Origin of the sequence: Algoriphagus sp. oki45 (assembly GCF_036245605.1) — a bacterium.
GTDB lineage: Bacteria > Bacteroidota > Bacteroidia > Cytophagales > Cyclobacteriaceae > Algoriphagus.
On sequence record NZ_BTPC01000001.1, the window covers coordinates 1885824 to 1908376 of the forward strand.

At 45.3% G+C, this 22553-nt stretch carries 18 protein-coding genes; 12 read left to right on the forward strand and 6 right to left on the reverse strand.

Annotation, left to right across the window (positions count from 1 at the left end; all coding sequences use genetic code 11):
- Window positions 1-2: 2 nt before the first annotated feature.
- Both AAA942_RS08195 and AAA942_RS08200 read right to left on the reverse strand, forming a co-directional pair.
- Window positions 3-2204 (reverse strand): M56 family metallopeptidase, encoded by a 2202-nt coding sequence (locus AAA942_RS08195; protein ID WP_338219753.1) that lies wholly within the window; start codon window positions 2202-2204, stop codon window positions 3-5.
- Complete coding sequence (locus tag AAA942_RS08200) at window positions 2204-2569, reverse strand: BlaI/MecI/CopY family transcriptional regulator (RefSeq protein ID WP_338219754.1); 366 nt, start codon at window positions 2567-2569, stop codon at window positions 2204-2206. The genes AAA942_RS08195 and AAA942_RS08200 overlap by 1 nt, the downstream gene beginning before the upstream one ends.
- Before the next feature lie 270 nt (window positions 2570-2839).
- On the opposite strand from AAA942_RS08200, the gene AAA942_RS08205 reads away from it, so the two are divergent.
- A complete protein-coding gene (locus AAA942_RS08205) occupies window positions 2840-5515 on the forward strand; it encodes an MGH1-like glycoside hydrolase domain-containing protein (RefSeq protein ID WP_338220035.1) in 2676 nt (891 codons plus the stop codon).
- Entirely contained in the window at window positions 5484-6089 is a 606-nt protein-coding gene (locus AAA942_RS08210; RefSeq protein WP_338219755.1) for a ribonuclease HII, read from the forward strand. Before AAA942_RS08205 ends, AAA942_RS08210 begins: the two co-directional genes overlap by 32 nt.
- 83 nt (window positions 6090-6172) lie before the next feature.
- On the opposite strand, the gene AAA942_RS08215 is transcribed toward AAA942_RS08210, so the two are convergent.
- The 4 genes from AAA942_RS08215 to AAA942_RS08230 are packed head-to-tail and all read right to left on the reverse strand — an operon-like array spanning window position 6173 to window position 9452.
- Window positions 6173-6607 (reverse strand): hypothetical protein, encoded by a 435-nt coding sequence (locus AAA942_RS08215; protein WP_338219756.1) that lies wholly within the window; start codon window positions 6605-6607, stop codon window positions 6173-6175.
- A gap of 35 nt (window positions 6608-6642) precedes the next feature.
- Window positions 6643-8031, reverse strand: coding sequence for an NAD(P)(+) transhydrogenase (Re/Si-specific) subunit beta (locus AAA942_RS08220; protein ID WP_338219757.1), 1389 nt, complete (start codon window positions 8029-8031; stop codon window positions 6643-6645).
- The gene (locus AAA942_RS08225; RefSeq protein ID WP_338219758.1) at window positions 8028-8315 is read right to left on the reverse strand and encodes an NAD(P) transhydrogenase subunit alpha; all 288 of its coding nucleotides are present in this window, start codon (window positions 8313-8315) and stop codon (window positions 8028-8030) included. The genes AAA942_RS08220 and AAA942_RS08225 overlap by 4 nt, the downstream gene beginning before the upstream one ends.
- Before the next feature lie 12 nt (window positions 8316-8327).
- A complete protein-coding gene (locus AAA942_RS08230) occupies window positions 8328-9452 on the reverse strand; it encodes a Re/Si-specific NAD(P)(+) transhydrogenase subunit alpha (RefSeq protein WP_338219759.1) in 1125 nt (374 codons plus the stop codon).
- Between the two features lie 266 nt (window positions 9453-9718).
- On the opposite strand from AAA942_RS08230, the gene AAA942_RS08235 reads away from it, so the two are divergent.
- From AAA942_RS08235 to AAA942_RS08280, 10 genes are all read left to right on the forward strand, one after another.
- Window positions 9719-11188, forward strand: coding sequence for a Gfo/Idh/MocA family protein (locus tag AAA942_RS08235; RefSeq protein WP_338219760.1), 1470 nt, complete (start codon window positions 9719-9721; stop codon window positions 11186-11188).
- A 158-nt stretch (window positions 11189-11346) separates the two neighbouring features.
- Entirely contained in the window at window positions 11347-12387 is a 1041-nt protein-coding gene (locus tag AAA942_RS08240; protein ID WP_338219761.1) for a zinc-dependent alcohol dehydrogenase family protein, read from the forward strand.
- Window positions 12388-12410: 23 nt separating this feature from the next.
- A complete protein-coding gene (locus AAA942_RS08245) occupies window positions 12411-12605 on the forward strand; it encodes a hypothetical protein (RefSeq protein WP_338219762.1) in 195 nt (64 codons plus the stop codon).
- A 133-nt stretch (window positions 12606-12738) separates the two neighbouring features.
- Entirely contained in the window at window positions 12739-13245 is a 507-nt protein-coding gene (locus AAA942_RS08250) for a heme-binding domain-containing protein (protein WP_338219763.1), read from the forward strand.
- Between the two features lie 152 nt (window positions 13246-13397).
- Entirely contained in the window at window positions 13398-14402 is a 1005-nt protein-coding gene (locus AAA942_RS08255) for a Gfo/Idh/MocA family protein (protein WP_338219764.1), read from the forward strand.
- A 466-nt stretch (window positions 14403-14868) separates the two neighbouring features.
- The gene (locus AAA942_RS08260) at window positions 14869-16266 is read left to right on the forward strand and encodes a DUF6600 domain-containing protein (protein ID WP_338219765.1); all 1398 of its coding nucleotides are present in this window, start codon (window positions 14869-14871) and stop codon (window positions 16264-16266) included.
- A 169-nt stretch (window positions 16267-16435) separates the two neighbouring features.
- Entirely contained in the window at window positions 16436-17329 is an 894-nt protein-coding gene (locus AAA942_RS08265) for a hypothetical protein (RefSeq protein ID WP_338219766.1), read from the forward strand.
- 210 nt (window positions 17330-17539) lie between these two features.
- Window positions 17540-20677 carry a VPS10 domain-containing protein gene (locus tag AAA942_RS08270; RefSeq protein ID WP_338219767.1) on the forward strand — a complete coding sequence of 1046 codons (3138 nt, stop codon included), beginning with the start codon at window positions 17540-17542 and terminating at the stop codon, window positions 20675-20677.
- 178 nt (window positions 20678-20855) lie between these two features.
- Window positions 20856-21434: a four helix bundle suffix domain-containing protein gene (locus tag AAA942_RS08275; RefSeq protein WP_338219768.1), complete on the forward strand. Its 579-nt coding sequence runs from the start codon at window positions 20856-20858 to the stop codon at window positions 21432-21434.
- A gap of 168 nt (window positions 21435-21602) precedes the next feature.
- On the forward strand, window positions 21603-22436 hold the full coding sequence (locus tag AAA942_RS08280; protein ID WP_338219769.1) for an agmatine deiminase family protein: 834 nt from the start codon (window positions 21603-21605) through the stop codon (window positions 22434-22436).
- Window positions 22437-22553: the final 117 nt, after the last annotated feature.

A 22553-nucleotide genomic window follows, 5' to 3' on the forward strand; every position in this document is an offset into this window, starting at 1 on the left:
TCTTAACACGCCATACTTCGCCTTTCTTCCTCAGTCAAATCTTCTATTTTTTTGTAGGTAGTGATTCCATTCTTTTCTGTTTTAAAAAACGGGAAATTTACCCGTTGTACCTGAGTTCTTTCAATTGGACTAAGGAGAGAAAAACGTGTTCTCAAATCCTGAAAGTCTTTTTCCAGACCCATGATTTCCTGATCAGTCCATTTGGTAAACAGTCGGTTTTCATAGGCTTTGGTCTGATATTCCCCGTAAAGTTTGATATACATTTTCAAGGCCTCACTTTTGTATAATGGAGCATTTACCATCGAAAAGGAAACCGAATTGGGGTCCGAGGATACTTGAGCCATTGCTTTTCCTTTTGATTCTTTTTGGGAGGAAGATTGATCAGGAGGCAAAGGTTTTACCAGTCTCTTTTGCCTGCTGGCAGGTGTCTGATCGTAGGTGGCATTTAATTCTTGGTATAAACTTTCCAACTCTGCCTTCACCTGAGGGGAATCCGCGTTTCCGGCCGACTTAAGATTCTCGTATCTGGCGTTTTTCTGCAAGTAGGCGGTGACAGGATCCGGATATCGGGACAAATCCTTAAATGAAGTCAATTTTCTCTGGGTCACAGTAATCGTATCCTGATTGGTTCGAGGTCGAAACATCTCGGAATTTGGCCCAAAGCTTTCCTCAAAGTACTCCGGTGAATATAAATGAATCTGAAAAGGCTGTGGAAACCGCTCCGAACGCGCATTGGCTTTGACTCCGGATTGAAAAAACCAATCGAAATCCTGAGGCTGGAACTTAGCCAAAATCGAATTATCCACCGTTTTCCCATCAATCCACAGCGCATACTCCGCCTTGTTTTTCCAGGCCTCAAAGGATGCTGCATCAGGACCTTTCTTTTCCACAGGTTTATCTGTAAAAAGTAATCCGATCTTCTCTTTTTCCGAAAGCTCAGCGTATCGCTTTTGGGTGTATTCCATGTCTACACTTTCGATCAGAAAAATCGCATCCCGGAAGTGTCGTTCTCTCGCCGATTCGGAAGAGGAAGTTTCTTTTTGACTTTCCGACTGCATGTATTTTACTCGACGAACCTCATTTTCTCTGAGCAATTCTTGAATATCAGCCAGGTCTCCCATTTTCGACTTGGGGTCGGCAGTCAGATTGACTATGGTTTTTTCACCATCCACATCGGAAAGTTCACGGACGAGCTGTTCTTGATTTGTCGGATTTCCATTCAGTAAAAGCTCCCCATCGGCAGTTAGATGAATCGAAATGGATTTGGGCTCATCGGTTACTTGCACTTCTGCCGATTGCTCAGCAGGGGCGCTTACGGCTATTTTCTCGGCGAAAAGCATCACCACTATCCCAAGAAAGCCGACCAAACTGGCCAATTTCAGGACTTGAATTCCGGGTTTTGAAGTCTTCTTCATCATGGCAAATCGTTTTTTGGTTAAGGGAAAATTCAAACTACTCCCGAGCGCAAATCCTTGCTGACCGGAGATAATGGAAATCAATAAGTATTGGTAATCCCTCACGGGAAAGTGCTTGATCACTTCCTGATCGGCGATAAATTCATGGTTGAGTCGAATGGATTGTAGAGCGAAATGCAAGCCCGGATGAAACCAGAATGGAATCAGCAAAACCTCCAAGAGAAGAATATCCAAACTGTGTTTTTCCCGCACGTGACATTGCTCGTGGAGAAAAACCGCTTCGGGAATCCCTTCATTTTCATAGGTCGATTTGGAAAAAAAGATATATCTCAGAAAGGAAAAGGGAGAAGTCTTGCGATCCAACAAAACCAGCGTCTCCTCCTTGTAAATCACCCGAATATTCCGCCGAATCTGGTCCCGAATGATTCGAATGTTTCGAAGAAAACGAATCAGGAATATCAAAACACCTGAGAAATAAACTGCCCAAGCTATGGCTGTCCAGGGAATTTCAGCTTTGGGGCTGGAGGAGACAGGGGCCATTTCAGTCGAAGTTGGAGTAGTCGGAAAATCTGTGGAATAGCTTTCATCAGAAAAGACAACTTCAGAAACAGGCGGTAAGGGTACCTCTTTTTCTATTTCAAAAGTGATCAGAGGAATAAAAAAAGACCCTAAGACTGCTGCCAAAAGATAGAATCGGTTGAACCGATGAAGTACCTCCTTCTGCAGAAACAAACGGTGAAAAAGCAGCAACAAAAGCAGGCAAAGGACGGATTTGAGCAGATATTCCATTATTTCTTGCGGTGGAGTTGGTCATCAATCAGAGACTTGAGCTCCTCAAGCTGAGCCTCAGTCAGGGGAGTATGCGCTGCAAAAAAGGAAGCAAACTGGGCTGGAGAATCATTGAAAAAATTCTTGATCAGGCCTTGAAGGTGTTTGCCAAAATAAGATTCCTTCGAAACTAGAGGGAAATATAGTCTGGCTTTACCCTCAGTCTGATAGTCCACAAAATTTTTATCCTGCATGCGCTTCAGCAAAGTGGAAACGGTAGTAGCAGCAGGCTTGGGTTCTGGATAGGCATCGATTAGATCTTTCAGAAAAGCCTTTTTCTGCTCCCAGAGATAATTCATTAATTCTTCTTCAGCTTTGGAAAGCATAATTTCTCTTTTTTTTCTACAAATGTAGAAGAGAAAATGAAATCTACAAGTGTAGAAGAAAAAAATCTTTTGTGGTGAAAAATTCTGCCCAAACAGGAAATGCTCAGGAAACCGATTTCCGGGGTGGCTTTTTCCCTTAACCTAAAAACGAAGGCTAATTTCTTCTTAAAGGAGCGAAAAAAAATCAGGTACAAAGTGAACACAGCCCTGCATTTTCGGCTTAAATACCCAGAAATTGATAATTTCGAAACTTGCTCAAGGAGAACCTACATGCCAGCTGAACATATACGATTACAAGAAGATAAGGAACGCAAAAAGCATTGGAAAAAATGGGGGCCTTACCTCACCGAACGCCAATGGGGAACAGTGCGGGAAGATTACAGTCCCGATGGAGCCGCATGGGAAAATGTGACCCATGACGATGCCCGTAGTAAAGCCTACCGATGGGGGGAAGAGGGAATAGCGGGGATTTCAGATCACAAGCAGAAGCTTTGTTTGGCTTGGGCGTTTTGGAATGGAAAAGACCCGTTCATCAAAGAGCGGCTATTCGGTCTGACTGGTAATCAAGGCAACCATGGTGAGGATGTGAAGGAAATCTATTACTACCTCGACTCCACTCCTTCCCATAGCTACATGAAGATGCTGTACAAGTATCCTCAGGCTGAATTTCCCTACAAAAAGCTGATCGATGAAAACCGAAAGGCAGGAAAGCTTAAAACCGAATATGAGCTGATCGACACCGGTATATTTGATGAGGACCGCTACTTTGACATTTTCATCGAATACGCAAAAAATGATGTCGAAGACCTGGTAGCTATAGCCACCATTCATAATCGGGGCCCTGAGGATGCGGAAATATGGGTGATGCCCACCATTTGGTTTAGAAAAACCTGGTTTACCGGACATGAACCCTTCATGCCCAATATCAGCAAACTGAGTGATCACTCGGTCAAGGCCTTTAGCCCCAAATCCGGAAACTACATCTTTTCTTTTTGCGGAAATCAGGAGTTGGCCTTCTGTGACAATGAAACTAACCGGCAGCGTTTGTATGGTATTCCCAACGAGAAAAAACACCCGAAAGACGCGATCAACGATTACTTGATTACCGGAGATCCTGCTTTTTTAAACCCACAAAACAAGGGAACCAAAGCCGCAGCCATTTACAATCTGACTATCCCTGCAGGTGGCCAAAAGCAGGTAAAGATGCGAATGCAGCATCAAATCGAAGAAAACCCTTTGGATTCCTGCGAGCAAACCCTTGACTTGAGAAAAAAAGAAGCAGAAGATTTCTATGGAATGATACAGGATCGGGTTTCAGATCCTGAACACCGAATGATTCAACGACAGGCTTTTGCAGGGTTGATGTGGTCCAAGCAGTTTTACTACTACGATGTCAACCGATGGCTGGAAGGAGACCCGGGACGATATCAGCCCCCAGCACAGAGAAAAAAGGGACGAAACAACCACTGGAGACACCTACAAAACTACGATATCATCTCCATGCCCGATAAGTGGGAGTACCCTTGGTATGCGGCTTGGGATTTGGCCTTTCATTGCATTCCCATTGCAAGAATCGACCCTGAATTTGCCAAAAACCAGCTCTTGCTTCTGCTCAACGAGTGGTATATGCACCCCAACGGACAGATTCCTGCTTATGAGTGGAACTTCTCAGATGTCAACCCTCCTGTCCATGCCTATGCAGTACAGCGAGTCTATCAGATTGACAAAAAGATGAATAACGGCCAAGGGGATCAGGAGTTTTTGGAGCGGGCTATGCACAAGCTGATGCTCAATTTCACTTGGTGGGTCAACCGAAAAGACAGCGAAGGCAATAATATCTTTGAAGGGGGCTTCCTGGGACTGGACAACATTTCCCTGTTTGACCGCAACCATGCCCAATACTATCAAGGAAAACTTGAGCAAGCAGACGGCACGAGCTGGATGGCTATGTTTTCCCTGAATATGCTGAGAATCGCTCTTGATCTCTGCGAATTCAACAAAGTATATCAGTTCAGTGCGACCAAGTTTCTCGAGCATTTCCTGTATATCGCAGGAGCGATGAATAACATTTCCTCCGAACACATCTCCTTATGGGATGATGAGGACAATTTTTTCTATGATGTCTTCCACTATCAGGGAAAAGAGCCCAAAAAGCTTAAAGTAAGGTCGATTGTGGGTCTTATCCCCTTATTTGCTGTCGAGCCCATCCGGGAGGATTTATTCGACAACTTGCCGGAGTTCAAAAAGAGATTGGACTTTTTCCTCAGTGAAAAGCCCAAATTAGCAGCCTTGGTATCGAGCTGGATCCAACCGGGCTACGATAAGCGAAGGCTTTTTTCACTCTTGCGAGGCCATCGGATGAAAAGCGTACTTTACCGAATGCTGGACTCCGACGAATTCCTCAGCGAGTTTGGAATACGATCGCTATCAAAATTCCATGAGAAAAATCCCTACACGATGAAAATCAACGGGGATGTGCTCTCCATCGAATATACCCCGGGAGAATCCACCACCCGAATGTTTGGTGGCAATTCCAACTGGAGAGGGCCCATCTGGTTTCCGATCAATTACCTGATCATCGAGTCGCTGAAGAAGTTTGACTTTTACTATGGGGGAGATTTCTCCATAGAATACCCCACCGGATCGGGTAACTTTCTGACCATTGACCTCATCGCCAAGGAGCTTTCCTATCGATGCATCCGTCTTTTTACCAAAGATCAAAAAGGCAATAGACCTGTATTTGGGGGCAATAAAAAGTTTCAGGAAGATCCGCATTTCAAAGACTACATTCTCTTTTATGAGTATTTTCATGGAGACAGCGGTCGTGGCTTGGGTGCTTCCCATCAGACGGGTTGGACTGCCTTGGTCGCCGAGATGATTCACAAAATCCACAAACCCAGCAAAGTTCACCAAAGTGTCTCCACTACTCCCCTATTTAGAAGCTAATCGACTGGAAGCAGGCTGTGATGAAGTAGGCAGAGGATGTTTGGCAGGCCCTGTGGTAGCCGCTGCGGTGATTCTTCCGGCAGATTACTCCAACCCTTGGATCAATGATTCCAAGAAGCTAAGCAAATCCAACAGGGAAGAACTAATCGAGGAGATCAAGGATAAATCTTTGGCGTGGGCTATCGCTGAGGCAAGTGTAGAGGAAATCGATCAGATCAATATTCTGAATGCCTCTTTTTTGGCCATGAAAAGAGCAGTACTTCAACTATCGGTTCAGCCAGAACATTTACTGATCGATGGGAATCGCTGGAGATCTGACCTGAAGCTTCCCTACACCTGTGTCATCAAGGGGGATGGTAAATTTGCATCCATTGCAGCAGCATCCATCTTGGCGAAAGTGTACCGGGATAAGCTGATGGAAGGGCTAGCGGAGGAGTTTCCTCATTTTGCCTGGGAGAGAAATGCAGGATATCCGACTCAAGCTCACCGGGAGGGAATCGAAAAATTCGGTCCCACGATATGGCATCGCAGAAGCTTTCAGCTGCTCAAGAATCAATTGGATTTGGGAATTTGATTAATATCTGCACCATGACATCAATAAAAAAACCTCCAAAGAATTTCCGGAGGTTTTGGTTTATATAGGGGTGATTGAATTTTCTATTTGATACGTTCAAAGACCAATTTCCCAGATTTGGAAGTGGCGCTGATCGGCAACAGAACCATTTTCTTTGGACTAAACTCAACAATTTTAGCAAGCCGGTCCTCATCTTCATCATGAATGATCAGCATGTTTTCATCCCTGAGTTCGATTTTGGCTTTCTTCTGTACTACCGTCTGATTGACAAAATCAATGTACTTGAGTACATCTTTTTCTTCAAACTGATACACCGTGTTTTCAAGCCTAAACTTGATCCTAGCATCCATATTAGCACGCTGCATCGGAGTAGCATTCTGGTATTCAGGAGAATGGACAATCTTTTCGATCCCTTCAAAATACGTCAGTTGCCAAGTACCTACCAGTTCACTGTACTGAACCTGATTCCAATAAAAGAATAGCGGCAGGAGAAAAGAGGTAATTAGAGAAAGATTCATGCTGGCTAATCGGCAATAATTTTGCCAAATATTTTCTAGCTCATTTCTTTCATCTCACCCACCACTTTGGTAAGGGTCTGCTTGGCATCCCCGAAGAGCATAAGACAGTTGGGATAGCCGAAAAGTTCATTTTCGATCCCCGCATATCCCTTACCCATACTTCGTTTGGATACAATGACCGTTCTTGCCTTATCTGCATTCAGGATGGGCATGCCATAGATCGGACTTTGAGGATTGGTTCTAGCCGCAGGATTCACCACGTCATTAGCTCCTACTACCAGCACAATGTCCGTATTGGCAAAGTCATCATTGATGGATTCCATTTCGATCAGCTTATCATAGCTGATATTTGCCTCAGCTAAAAGCACATTCATGTGCCCCGGCATTCGACCTGCGACCGGGTGGATGGCAAAGCGGAAATCTATGTTTCGCTTTTCACACTGCTCCATGAGCTCTCGCATCACATGCTGCGCTTGTGCCACAGCCATGCCATAGCCGGGAACTACGATCACAGAGGATGCCGAATCAAAGAGCATGGCAGATTCCTCCACACCGATTTCTTTGATGACAATGGATGGGCCATCCTGAGCGCCCGATAAAGCAGTTTGCCCAAAGCCTCCCAAAAGCACATTCATCAGGGAGCGGTTCATGGCTTTGCACATGATTTGGGTCAAAATTATTCCTGAGGCACCGACCAAAGAACCTGCTACGATAAGCACATTGTTATTTAGAATAAATCCCGTCGCACAAGCTGCCATACCAGAGTAGGAATTGAGCAAAGAAATCACCACAGGCATATCTGCACCACCAATCGGAATTACAATCAGCACGCCGACCAGCAAAGCAATGGCCACCAAAATGGTGATGTAAATCGGTTCGATTTGGAAAAGGTAAGTCATCACTGCTACCCCAAGGAAAGTCAGAAGAAGCAAAAGATTCAGCAAATGCTGACCACTAAACGTAATCGGCTGTCCTGAAACTTTCCCGTTCAGCTTCAGCCAGGCCACTACAGAACCGGTAAAGGTGACTCCACCAATCAACACCGAAGCGATAATACTTACAGAATTGACCGTATCGATTTCCACTCCCTGAACCTGAGTTTTGAAAAAATGGTCGGAAAGTGCAACACCTAAGGAAGCCATTCCACCAAACCCGTTGAAAAGGGCCACCATTTCAGGAATTTGAGTCATTTCTACCTTCTTGGCATAATACAAACCGATAGCCCCACCCACGAGCATGCAGGCAAACATCTCCACAAAGCTGAGAATCTCAAGGGTGGTCAGGGTTGCAACTATTGCAATGAGCATACCGACCGCAGAAAGCATATTTCCACGTCTTGCATCCTTGGTTTTACCCAAAAACTTGATCCCCAATACAAAAAGAACCGAGGCGATCAGATAGGCGATTTGGACAATATTGCTCATTTCTTCTTAAACATTTTTAGCATTCGATCTGTGACAGCATACCCTCCGACCACGTTAATTGTTGCCAAAATCAAAGCAAACATGCCCAGCCATTTACTTAAAGTGGTAAATCCCATTTCGCTGGTAGCTATCAGTGCCCCTACAATGGTAATTCCGGAAATCGCGTTGGATCCAGACATGAGGGGTGTATGCAACGTTGGCGGTACTTTGGATATCAATTCGAACCCGAGAAAACTGGCCAAAACCAGCACATAAATCAGGATAATCAATGCTTCTGCATTCATAGCTATTCGGATTTAAAGGTTGAGAATGCTTTTGGTGAATGGATGGACCAACTCTCCATCCTTGGTGATCAAAACCCCCTTGGCAATCTCCTCTTCCGGATCATAAGTAAACCCAGAGGAATTAGCCAAATGAAGTAAAAGAGTACTGATATTGGTAGCGTAGAGCTGACTGGCATTGACAGGAAGCAGAGAAGGTAGATTGGATTCCCCCACCAAAGTCACTCCGTGCTTGACCACGGTTTTATTTTTTTCAGAAAGCTCACAGTTGCCTCCGGACTCCACGGCCATGTCTACAATCACCGAACCGGTCTTCATGGATTTGACCATGTCCTCGGTGACCAAAATAGGCGACTGTTTACCCATCACCAGCGCAGTGGTGATCACCAGATCAGCATCTTTGATTTTTTCACGGATTAGCTGCTGCTGTTTTTCCAAATATTCTGCAGATACTTCCTTGGCATAGCCACCTTCCACCTTTACTCCTTCTACACCTTCTACAGTGAGGAATCTGCCCCCCAAAGACTCTACCTGCTCTTTTGTCTCGGGTCTCACATCGGTACATTCCACGATTGCACCGAGTCTTTTGGCAGTGGCAATAGCCTGCAGACCAGCTACACCAGCCCCAAAAATCAGGACTTTAGCAGGAGTGATGGTGCCTGAAGCAGTCATCATGAGAGGGAAAATCTTACCCAAGTGATTGGCACCCAGCAAAACAGCCTTATACCCAGCCAAGTTGGCCTGAGAAGAAAGCGCGTCCATTTTCTGTGCTCTGGAAATCCTGGGAACGGCGTCCATGGAAAAGGATTGGATTTGTTTTTCATTAAAAGCCTTTACCAAATCCGGAAGCTGATAGGCATAAAGGAAGGAAATGCAGGCCGCCCCCTTGGGCATTTCCGCTACTTCTTCTAGAGTAAAGGCATTGACTTTGAGAAATACATCGGCTAAAAAAACTTCCTTTTTCGGCACTACCTGAGCTCCGGCTGCTTCAAAATCCGCATCCAAAAAGTAGGAGAACTCCCCTGCCCCGGATTCGATGATGACTTTAAATTCCTTTTTGATCAGCAGCTTCACCACATCCGGACTGAGGGCTACCCGCTTCTCAAATTCCTTGGTTTCTTTGAGGACTCCGATTTTCATTTTCGTGGAAGATAATGGGCAATGACCGGCATTACCCCTTTATACAAGGAACGAAAGTAATTGGATAAGTCCTATTTAACCATCCTGCCTGAAAAAAAAGAGGAGTTAATTACGGAATCGATAGAGATAAATGCTGCATGAAATGGAGGCTGCTTTACGGGTACCTTTAATCAAAAAATGCCTCTAAAATCCATTAGGACTACTGCTTTCCATCCGATTAATTCCTATTTTAATCGCTCCATTAGATCTCATCAAACTATTTTCCTATGAAAAACCCAAAATCAAACCCCTCCTCAGGACAATCCCGGAGAGATTTTATCAAAAATGCGGCCATAGCCTCCTCATTTTTCATCGTGCCAAGGCATGTGCTTGGCGGTGTAGGATTCACTGCACCTTCAGATCAACTCAATCTTGCGGCTATTGGTGCTGGAGGAAAAGGCCGAAGCGATATATTGAATGCCTCCGTGAATGGACGAGAGCGCGTTGTGGCACTTTGCGACGTGGACTTTTCGGGGACAGCTAAAGACTCTGTCAAGAGCTTTCCCAATGCAAAGCTTTATGCTGATTACCGAAAAATGCTCGAAGAGCAGAAGGACATAGATGCCGTGACCATCTCCACCCCTGACCATGTGCATGGCCCGGCAGCTAAATTCTGCATGGAGCGTGGCAAGCATGTCTATGTACAAAAGCCCATGACTCACAATATCCGCGAGGCCAGAATGCTCACCCAAATGGCCCGAGACCAAAAGGTAGTCACCCAAATGGGAAATCAGGGAGCCTCCAATCCGCTGATGGAAATGATCCGTGGCTGGATGAATGAGGACAAAATCGGCAAAGTATCCAAAGTACAAATCTGGACCAACCGTCCCGTATGGCCACAGGGAGGACCTTTCCCTAAAGCAGATTCAGGAAGCAAGCCAAGCGAACTCGAGTGGGATCTTTGGCTCGGTCCGGCACCCGAAATTCCGTTTACCCCTAACCTCCACCCATTCAACTGGAGAGGCTGGTGGGATTATGGCACAGGCGCCTTGGGAGACGTGGGATGTCACCTGATGGATATTCCTTTCCGCATGTTGGGCTTGAACTACCCAACTGACGCGGAATGCTCTGTGGGTTCTGTGTATTCCCAAATGTGGACCGCTGACTATAATCCGGAAGGATGCCCTGCCTCTTCTTTCATTACCCTACACTATGGCCCGACGGCAAAAAATCCTGTGCCTCTGGAAATGACCTGGATGGACGGGGGAATCAGGCCTTCTCATCCGGATATCATTCCTCCAGACCATGACTTAGGTGGAGCCAACTCTGCTAATGGTGTGATGATGATCGGTGAAAAAGGAATCATTACTCATAATATCAATGACAGTTCTCCTTTGATGCCCAAGCTGTATCTCTATGATGGCACCCAGGAATTTGGTCCGGACCGAATCGAAGGCACCGAGCCAGAGTATGGACATCAGCGCAAGTGGGTGGATGCCTGCAAAGCTGGATTTGGTTCGGAAGAACACAAGGCCTTGACCTCCTCCTTTGACTATGCGGGACCGATGACTGAGACCGTACTAATGGGTAATCTGGCCATACGAAGCTATATGCTGAGAAGAAAAAATGCACAGGGAAGAGATGAGTTCTTCGGCAGACGCAAGTTGCTTTGGGACGGGGAAAATATGCGAATCACCAACCTGGAAGAAGCCAATCAATTTGTTGGCAGAACCTACAGAAAAGGGTTTGAAGTTTAGTTCAGTTAGCAGGAAGCGGTAAAGAGTTTGCAGAAGTCGAAAGACCGTTTGCAAAGCATAGCGAATAGATGATTTAAATTAAGTTTTGAAACCGTGAGTGGAAATGCTCACGGTTTTTTTGTGAATTTTAAAGACATTTCCTTACAACTTATTTCTTCATGAAAGCCCTCCTTGTAGAATCATTCCAACAAAAACCAAAGATTTCCCTAGTAGCTGACCCGATAACTCCCGAAAATGGAGTAGTGCTGGAAGTCAAAGCCACCGGAATCTGCCGAAGCGACTGGCATGGTTGGATGGGGCATGACTCGGATATTGTACTGCCTCATGTACCCGGACATGAGTTTGCCGGTGTAATTCGGGAAGTAGGAAAGGGAGTGGAAAATTGGAAAATCGGCGATCGGGTTACGGTTCCCTTCGTTTGTGCCTGTGGAACATGTCCTACCTGCCAAAGCGGAAATCAGCAGATCTGTGATGATCAGTTTCAGCCGGGTTTTACCCATTGGGGATCTTTTGCCGAATATGTGGCTGTTTACCGCGCAGAAACCAACCTGATCCGAATCCCTGAATCAGTGAGTTTCGAAGCGGCGGCAAGTTTGGGTTGCCGATTTGCCACTTCCTATCGAGGGATTGTCGCGCAGGGAAAAGTAAGCGGTGGCCAATGGGTAGCTGTTCACGGGTGCGGAGGAGTAGGGCTCTCTGCTATCATGATTGCAGCAGCTTTGGGAGCGCAGGTCATTGCAGTGGATATTTCAGAAGAAAAACTGGCTTTGGCCAAAGAAGCCGGGGCTGGCATACTCCTCAATGCTAAAACAGTATCCGATATTCCCGGGGCCATTCTTGAATTAACCGGCGGTGGTGCCCATGTGTCCATGGATGCCTTGGGTAGTAAAATAACTTGCTTTAATTCCGTCTCTTGCTTGAGAAAAAGAGGGATGCACATTCAAGTCGGCCTGATGGCAGGCTCAGAGACCAACCCTCCCATCCCCATGCATTTGGTCATTGCCAAGGAACTTGAGCTCCTGGGCAGCCATGGCATGCAAGCCCATGCCTACCCGGAAATGATGCAAATGATCCAGTCCGGTAAACTTTCCCCCGAAAAACTCATCGGAAAGCGGATTTCCTTGGATGAAGCAGTGGAAGCCCTGATCTACATGGACACTTTCTCTGAAAATGGGATGACTATGATCAATTCTTTTTGACAAAAAATCAAAATACAAATCCTATGAAATCAAGTACACGCTGGTTCGTCCAATCTGTAGCTGGACTTTTGTTAACAGGCACTGGACTTTGTTTGACCGTGGATGCAGGCTTTGCAAGATTTGCGGGCGAAGAATGGTTTTGGTATGGAACCTTTGCCCTTATTGTATTTCAAGCAGGACTCTGTTTGGTGATAGACGGTGTCCGGTTCCGGAAATAAAGAATTAAGCGAATCTTAAGATGAAGGGCAGAAAAAAGCGAATAAATAGCACGAAATTGGGATTAGAAATGCTCTTTCTATAATAAACCCCAGAAAAAAACCAGAGTCTAATCGCAAACTAACCCTCCCAGCCATGTTCAAAAAAATCACGATCGGATTTCTTGCACTCCTTGTCTTGATTCAGTTTATCCCAGCTGAAAAAAACGAAAGCAATGACACCGAATTCGACATCAGCAAAAGCTACAATATCCCGGATAATGTCGCCACTATTCTAAAGGTTGCCTGCAATGACTGTCATACTAATCTGACACGATACCCTTGGTATTCCCATATCCAACCTGTCAAATACATGCTGGCAGACCATGTGAATGAGGGAAAGGAGCATCTCAACTTTTCCTCTTTTACCCGACTGCCTATAGCAGTACAAAACCACAAGTTTGAAGAGGTAATAGAAATGGTAGAGGAAAAAGAAATGCCGCTGGAATCCTATACCTACTTTGGACTCCATCCGGAAGCTAATCTGAGCGAGGAAGAACGACAGGTCCTGATCGATTGGGCAAAGGAACAAATGGCCTATCTCGCTGCCAATTACCCCGCAGACAGTCTGGTGATGAAACGCAGAACTCCTCCTTCACAGTAATTTAGGAAAAAGCCATCCCGTAAATACTCCCAAAAAGTAAATCACTTTGGGGGAGTATTTTATTTAGGTTTGCACAGAATGGATCCATTCCCTTTAATATTAAATCCGATTTTTCCCCTTTCAAAAGCTTTCATCTTTTCCTACTTTCCGTAATGAACATATTTTCAGATTCAGAAGTCCGTTGGGGAATCATCGGTGTAGGCAACGTTTGTGAAGTGAAGTCCGCCCCAGCCATGAATTTAATCCCGAATAGCCGACTTGTCGCAGTCATGAGACGGGATGAAGCCAAAGTGAAAGACTATGCCTCTCGACACCAAGTCCCCAAATGGTACACAGACGCCCAAGCCCTGGTTTCTGACACGGAGGTGAATGCCATATACATTGCCACTCCTCCCAACGTGCATTTGGAGATGACCCGACTCGCTGCAGCTGCGGGGAAGCCGGTTTATGTGGAGAAACCCATGGCGAGAACCTACTCAGAGTGCCAAGAGATGATCAGGATATGTGAAGATGCAGGTGTCCCGCTCTTTGTCGCCTACTACAGAAGAGCACTTCCCCATTTTGTCAAAATTAAAGAATTGCTTCAAAGCGGCGCCATTGGAGATATCCGCTCCGTTCACATCAACATGAAGCAAGTGCTCCGCCCGGAAATTATCACCCATCTGGAAAACAACTGGAGAGTGGACCCCGAAATTGCCGGAGGAGGCTATTTCTTTGATTTGGCTTCCCATCAGCTGGATTTGATGGATTTCTTTTTTGGAAAAATCACCCATGCCTCCGGTTACTCAGCCAATCAGGGAAAAATCTATCCTGCTGAGGATATTGTGGCGGGAAGTTTTGTCTTCGAATCAGGAGTTTTGGGCACAGGAAACTGGTGCTTTACGGCTTCAAAAGAAGCGGAAATAGACGAAACAATCATCTACGGCAGTGAGGGAATGATTCGCTTCGAGACCTTTGGAAAAGGTGAATTTGAACTATGGCAAAATGGAAAAGGTCCAATCTTGCATCAGTTTGAGCTCCCCAAGCATATCCAGCTTCCGTTGATCAAAGTCATTGTAGGAGAATTGCTCGGAAGAGATTTTTCTCCATCAACCGGAATCTCTGGGGCACGCACCAATTGGGTAATGGACGAGCTGGTTCAACCCAGAGTTTTTTAAAGCATTCCACCCTCTAATTTTTTATACACATATCCACCGATAAAGAGTTTGGAGGCGTACTTCCTGAAACATCAAGTACTCCATTTGAAATTTTTTTAAAAAAAATTGAAAAAAAATTATGGATGACATAATGGCTTCTTTTGGCCTTTTTCCGTTTAGTTTTTTGAAAAACAGAGAAAGCCTTTAGTGATTTTTTATTCAGGCTTAAAAATAGTTAATTAATATTTTTATTTAAGTCAATTAATTTTACTCTTATTTTTTGAATATAAATAAATTTGTAACCAAACCTTCATTTATTTTTTTACGATACACATCATAAATCAAAGCTATATTTTAAAGAAGATTTTAAAAATGGCCTGATTTATGAAATACACCGTGCAACCTAACCAATACAAAAGACATCTACCTAAATAGATCAAAAGCCCCAACCGAGGAAACCAAGTATTCACCTTTAACCACTACTACCATGTTATCTAAACTAATATTCGAACGACTGAGAATTCCGGCACTGAGCTTGGTTCTTTTCACCGGATTGCTATTCGCCTCGGAAAAAGTAAAAGCAGAACATTTCGGGGTAAGTTTTCAGGTATTCTATGATGCACTCACCCCCTATGGAGACTGGGTCAAAGATGCCCGCTACGGGTATATTTGGCTACCTGCTGTCTATGATGACTTTCATCCCTATGGCACCAACGGACACTGGGTTATGACTGAGTTTGGCAATACCTGGGTTTCAGATTACGATTGGGGATGGGCTCCTTTCCACTACGGAAGATGGTATTTTGACGATTACTACCGGTCTTGGGCTTGGATTCCCGGCTACGAGTGGGCTCCTGCCTGGGTCAGCTGGAGATCAGGCGGGGGATATTATGGCTGGGCACCGCTTGGACCAGGAGTATCCATCAATGTGAGAATCAACATCCCTACCAGACATTGGGTATTCATCCCTTCCGCACGGATTTACCATAGAAATGTCTATGGCTACTACGCTCCTTTTGCTCAGCATAGAACTAAGATAAAAATCATCAACCGAACCACCGTCATCAACAATACGGTAGTTTACAACAACTACAACGTCTATGCAGGCCCTTCCCGAAGAGAGGTAGAGCGCATCACAAGGCAGACGGTCCCTGTCTATCAGGTGAGGTCTTCCGAAAACCCAGGCCGAGCTTCCTTGGCGAGAAACGAGGTGAGAATTTACCGACCGGATATCGACTCATCCCGAGGCAGAAGTGTGGAAGCGAGACCTTCTCGGGTGATTGACTCCAATCAAGCCCGATCCTCCCGATCCCGAAGTGCAGTTAATCCCTCCGCCAATCAGCCAAGCCGAGTGGATAACTCAAGAAGTGCAAGTTCTGGAAGAAGTTCCAGCCCTTCGGCGAGACCAAGCGAAGGAAGGTTTGAGGTGAAACCCGCTCCCAGCGAGACCAGATCTCGGGAAGCAGTCAACTCCCGATCTTCTCAGTCAAGCCGAACTGAATCTGTACGGACCCAACCTGCTCCCTCAAGAGAAAGTCAGGTGAGAACCCAGCCTTCTCCTTCCAGAGAAAATCAGGTGAGAACCCAATCCGGAAGATCTTCACAGGTGAGAACCCAACCTCAGCCTTCCTCAAGGGAAAGCGTTCAACAGAGAGGGACTTCTCCAAGTCGAGCTCCGGAAGTAAAGTCCAGCAGGCAGCCCAATCAAAGCCAAGTAAGGACAGCGCCTTCCCGAAGTTCCGATTCCAGAGTGGCTCAGCCTAGCCGAACCCAAAGCAAGCCTGAGGTAAGAGCTACTCCTCCTGCCAGAAAAGCCCCTGAAGTAATCAGCAGAAGCCAAAGCTCAGGAAGCAGCAGAGGAAATAGCCGAGAAAGAAATAATTAAGCCCTTTTGATTACTAAACCAACTCAGCCCAATCGGAAAAACCGGTTGGGCTATTTTCATTTCCCCTAAAAAGAGAAGATATCTGGGCATCCCTATTTGCTTACTGACTAAATCGGTATATTGAGCTAACGTTGTGGTTCACCACGATTTCCAATTGGCTTAAACACTTATGAAAAGAATTACCCTGCTTTTACTGATCCTACTTTTCTCTTCCTCCACTGGAATTTTACTTGCCCAAAACAGCAAAAACCGGGTTGTACCCGGAAAAATGTACAATTCAGGAGAAGAAGTCTACTCTCCAAAGTATGGATTCACAGCGACTATTCCCGCGGGCTGGGTGGGAGTCCTACCCCGGGAGACAGAGGTCTTTTTACTGAATTCTACTACAGGTGTATTTGGGGAAATCTTTGTTTTTGGAAGAGAAAAGATCGATTTAAACGAACTTTCAAGAGTTTGGCAGGAAGGCGTCAATATATCGGAAACCATTAGTCTGAAGGCTGCTGAACCCAAGATTGAAGGAGATATTCTCTTTTCTCAGGTTGAGGCCGCAGGAAATTACGTAGCCCCAAAAAATTACCGGGCCTTTGCTGCCACCCGATGCGGTGAAGCATGTATCACTGTCTTGGCTATCTCTATGGAAGAAAATGCTGAAATGGTCTCCCAATCTGCCCTGGAATTACTCAAAACCGCAACTCTGACCACAGCAAGAGAAGTAGATGTTTATGAAGGTTTTGACTGGAAAGAGTTCCTGTCTGACAAGCTTTTGATCGCATATGAAGGCTTTGTTGGAGGAAAACAACAAACCAAAGTCAATCTGTGCTCAGACGGAGGATTCAATGCCAATATTTCCAAAAAAGGAATCATGAAGGACAGCAATCCAGAGTACAAAGGCACTATGAAAGGGCAATGGAAGGTAGAAAGCGAAGGTTCAAAAGCCACTTTGACCCTGACTTTTGAGAAAAAAGGACTAGCCCCCGTTACTGTAAATCTGGAGTTTATCAATGAAGAACTCTATGCCAATGGAGAGCGGCACTATGCGAGCAAATCGGAAAAGTGCTTTTAACCTGAATTATGTATAATTATTCGTAGAGAGCTTAAAATTGAGTTTGCCGTAGACATTTAAATCTTTATTTCAAGTTTAATACAAGCAAGCAGTCCTTATTTCAACTTTTCAAGCCTCGAGCCCACATCTCGGGGCTTTTTCTTTCCTTCACCTCTTCCCCAATTTTTTCAGGATTTGTCTATCTTAGGTTCCAATCCAACCCAACCTTTTATGAAAAAAATTCTGTTTGGCCTACTTCTCGGCCTCAGCGTTTCCGCTTTCTCCCAAACCTTCGACAAATCCTTACCCATCAAATACCGAAATATCGGCCCTTATCGGGGCGGCCGCTCGGTCACTGCCACCGGGGTAGTCAATGATCCCTTGACATATTATTTCGGAACCACCGGAGGAGGACTCTGGAAAACCAGCGATGCCGGACAGCATTGGGAGAATATCTCTGACGGTTTTTTTACCACAGGTTCAGTTGGAGCAGTGGCTGTCGCAGAGAGTAATCCCAACATCATCTATGTTGGCATGGGCGAACACGCGCCTCGAGGGGTGATGACTTCCTACGGAGACGGTGTCTTCAAATCCATCGATGCCGGAAAAACATGGAAAAAACTCGGTTTGGAAAAAACGCAGCACATTTCCCGAATCCAAATTCACCCGACTAATCCTGACATTGTCTTTGTAGCTGCACAGGGAGCTTTGTATGCACCCAATGAGGATCGAGGCGTCTACAAATCCACAGACGGAGGCGAGACTTGGGAAAAAGTACTTTTTGTGGACAATATGACCGGAACCGTGGAGCTATCCATGGATATGAATTTCCCGGAGATCCTCTACGCTGCCATGTGGGAGCATCAGCGCTTTCCTTGGCAAGTAAAGTCAGGCGGTCCGGGTTCGGGTATGTACAAATCCACCGATTCAGGAAAAACTTGGAAAAAAATAGAAACTGGATTGCCCAAGGAAAAAGGGAAAATGGCCGTATCCGTCTCCCGAGCCAATTCTAGTCGAGTTTATGCGCTGATCGAAAGTGATACCTACAAAGACTTGGGCGGTTTGTTTGTCTCCAATAATGCCGGAGAAAGCTGGACTTTGGTGAATAAAGACAACCGACTCACCCAGCGGGCTTGGTACTACATCGAGGTTTTTGCCGACCCAAATGATGAAAACACGGTTTGGGTACAAAGTGCACCGATGTTGAAGTCCTTTGACGGAGGAAAAAGCTTTGAGGCTATCGACGGAGCCCATGGAGACTATCACGATCTCTGGATTAACCCCAAAAACTCCAAAAATATGATCTTGGCAGACGATGGAGGGGGCTCGATCACATTCAACGGCGGCGAGACCTGGTCCACTCAGAATAATATGCCGACCGCCCAGTTTTATCGGATCAATACGGATAATCAGTTTCCTTATCGAATCTACGCGGGACAGCAGGACAATACTTCCTTGGTGATTTCCAGCATTGCGCTGGGAAGAGGCGGGATTGGAGAGGAACACTGGAACTACTCCGCAGGTGGGGAAAGTGCCTTTTTGGCCTTTGATCCGGATGATCCTCGGTATGTCCTGGGAGGAAGCTATCAGGGAACCATCGAAGTCTTGGATATGCAGACTCAGGGTTCGACCAACATCATGGCTGCACCGATCCAATACCTCGGAATGGATGCCAAGGATATGAAATACCGCTTCAACTGGAATGCGCCGATCATTTGGTCCCAGCACGAGCCAAATACCTTTTACCATGGGGCTCAGGTCCTGTTGAAAACTCAGGATTGGGGACAAACCTGGACGGAGGTCTCTCCGGATTTGACCCGAAATGAAAAGGAGAAGCAAGGCACTCCAGGCGTTCCCTACACCAATGAGGCGGTAGGCGCCGAAAATTACGGTACTTTGGCTTATGTGATGGAAAGCCCACATGAGGCAGGAGTCATCTGGACAGGAAGCGACGACGGATTGGTGCATTTGACCCGTGATAATGGAAAAACCTGGACCAATGTGACCCCGAAAGGTTTGCAGGAATGTTTGGTCAATGCGATTGACGTATCTCCTCATGATCCAGCCACGGCATACATCGCCACCACCCGATACAAATTCAACGACTACACACCTGCGATTTACAAAACCACGGACTACGGAAAGACCTGGACCAATATCTCCAAGGGAATTCCTTACGGAGCCTTTACCCGAGTGGTGAGAGAAGACACGGAGAAAAAAGGACTGCTATATGCCGGCACAGAGCAGGGCATGTACATTTCCTACGATGCGGGTACGAATTGGAAATCTTTCCAGCTTAACCTTCCTGTCACTCCAATCACGGACTTGAAAGTGGCTCACAATGACCTGATTGTAGCGACTTCAGGAAGATCCTTCTGGATCTTGGATGAGCTGAATGTCGTGCGGGAGGTAAAAGAAAAAGTAGAACAAGTCACGCTCTACACCCCTGAAGATGCGCTTTTGGGCAACTGGTACTCCAGTATGAATGGAGGAAATCTGGATGATTTCACCGGAACCCATCCCTTGCAGGGACTAAATCCAGCCAACGGGATGGTGATCCATTATTCCCTTCCAGAGTCTGTAAATGACTCCACAGAAGTGATTTTGGAAGTCTTGGATGCCAAGGGAAATCTGGTCAGAAAGCTGAGTTCCAAGAAAAACCCGGAGGCTAAATCTTGGGCTGGCGGTCCGCTCATGGAGCCTACCCTTTCGAAAAGAAAAGGATTGAATCGATTTGTATATGACCTTCGCTACCCCACCCTTCCGGGAATTCCGGGAGCTTATATCGAGTCCAGCTATCGGGGTCACAAAGCCATCCCCGGCACCTACACGCTACGCTTGACTTCGGATGGAAAAACGTCCGAAGCCCAAGCCGAAATCAAGGATATCCCAGCTTACAACCTGACTCAGGCGGACTACCAAGCTTATCACGCTTGGATGAGCCAACTCGAGGCAGAGGTAACCACCATGCACACGATGGTCAATACGGCCAAGGACTACCAGGACCAACTCGCCGACTTGCTGAAAAAACTGGAAGGAAAAAGCGAGTATGCTGACCTAATATCAGAAGGTGAAACTCTCATAAAGGCACTCCAAGCTTGGGACGAGAATATGATCCAACGAAGATCAACCGCCTACGACGACGTGGAAAACTTCCCGAATAAGTTCACGGCCAACTTTATGTTTATGATGAACCATGGAGAAAGCAGCATTCCCAAGGTCAATGCCGGCACCAAAGCGGAATACACCCGACTAATGGAAGAATGGAAACCGCTAAAAGGCGAAGGCGATCGCCTGCTTCAAACTGCCGTGCCCGCATTTAATAAATTGGCGAGTGAGAAGGGGGTTGGGGTGTTGTTTGTGGAGTAGAAAAAATGCCGGGTGGAGTGAAGAGCTTCACCCAGCATCTAATTGAACCTCATAGATTTTGAAAAACCTAGGCTTAGAGTAATTCTTAATTACCGCTTTCAAGAGAAAGGCTATTTCTAAGTATATTTAAGTGAATTAGTTGCTTATTGAAGCAGACAATTCCCAAATGATTTTTTATATGAGCGATCAAGGAAAAAATACCGATGGATTCATTCCTCAACATGGGGGGTACAAGAATCTTTTCAGCTATCAGAAAGCAGAAATCATCTATGATGCCACTGTGTATTTCACAAATCGTTTTTTTCACCCTTATGATCGTACTGTAGGTCAAATGGTTCAGGCAGCAAGGAGTGGAAAACAAAATATAGCTGAAGGGAGCATGGCTTCGGCAACTTCTAAAGAAACTGAAATTAAGTTAACCAATGTAGCAAGAGCAAGCTTGGAAGAGCTTCAAATAGATTATGAGGATTTTTTGAGAACGAGAAAACTTCCCATTTGGGATAAAAATCATCGGCTAGTAGAAAGGATAAGGGAATTGAATAAAAGCACCCCTACACCTTCATATCAGACTTTTCAAAAAGCCATAGAGCACGATAATCCCGAGATCTGTGCAAACACGATGATCACCTTAATTAAAATCTGCACTTATCTCCTAAGTCAACAAATCAAAAAACTAGAAATCGAGTTTGTCAAAGAAGGTGGATTGAGAGAGCGAATGACTAGAGCAAGAATTGAGGAAAGAAAAAAGAATCGATAGTTTTTTAGGACAAATGGGAAATTTGGAACTCTTGCCCAAGTGTCACAAATGTCCCAAAAAAGCTACAAATCCCCTTAAAAAGTAAGTAAAACATTATTGTATTTAGGAAATTCTATCACTTTCAATTTTTAATCTCTTTACAATCCTTAATATCTAGTTTCTCCCACAATGACCCCCGACTCCCAAACCAACTTCCTTTTCTTAGCTGATTCCCTTCCGAAGAAGTATCCTGAGTTTTATGCGCGATTGGAAAGGGAATTAAAGAAGCATAAAGTTGATTTTGGCTTTTTACCTGGCACCAAAGATGTCTGGGCAGTGGATTACATGCCGATTCAGGTTGGAAAGAAGTTTGTCCAGTTCCGATACGACCCCAGCTATCTTCGATTCAAAAAATATGAAAAGACCAAATCTGATGTCGATTGGATTTGCCAGTCTTTGGGAATCCAAACCCAGAAATCCGAGATCATTTTAGATGGGGGAAATTTGGTGCGCTCTGCCCATCAGGCCTTTGTGACAGATCGGATTTTTGAGGATAATCCCGCTTGGGAGAGAAAAGCACTTTTGACTGAACTCAAAAACCTTTTGGAATTGGATCAGATTTTTCTCATTCCTGCCCAACCCGGGGATTTTACCGGACATGCAGATGGGATGGTTCGATTCGTGGACGAGAAAACCATCTTGGCCAATGATTATTCCAAAGAACCCAAAAAGTTCTACCAGGCCTTCGAAATTGCCCTTCACAACACAGGGCTGGAGGTAATCAAACTCCCCTATCCCATTTATGACAATCCCAATAATTCCTATGCCAACGGGGATTACATCAATTACCTGCAGATGGAAAAGGTAATCTTCGTTCCTAGTTTCGACTTCAAGGAAGATCAAGAGGTAATTCGGATTTTGAAGCAGGCTTTCCCTAAGGACTCCATCATTCCTATCGAATCCAATGAGCTCGCAAAAGATGGAGGCATTCTGAATTGCATCAGTTGGAATATTAATCGATAGACCTTATCGATTTAGCCCAAACCCATACTTGGATGGATTGAAAATTTGCCAAAAACGAAAAAAAATACATTTTTCAAGCATAGAAATAGCTTTTTTAGCATGCATAAAAATTTAGTG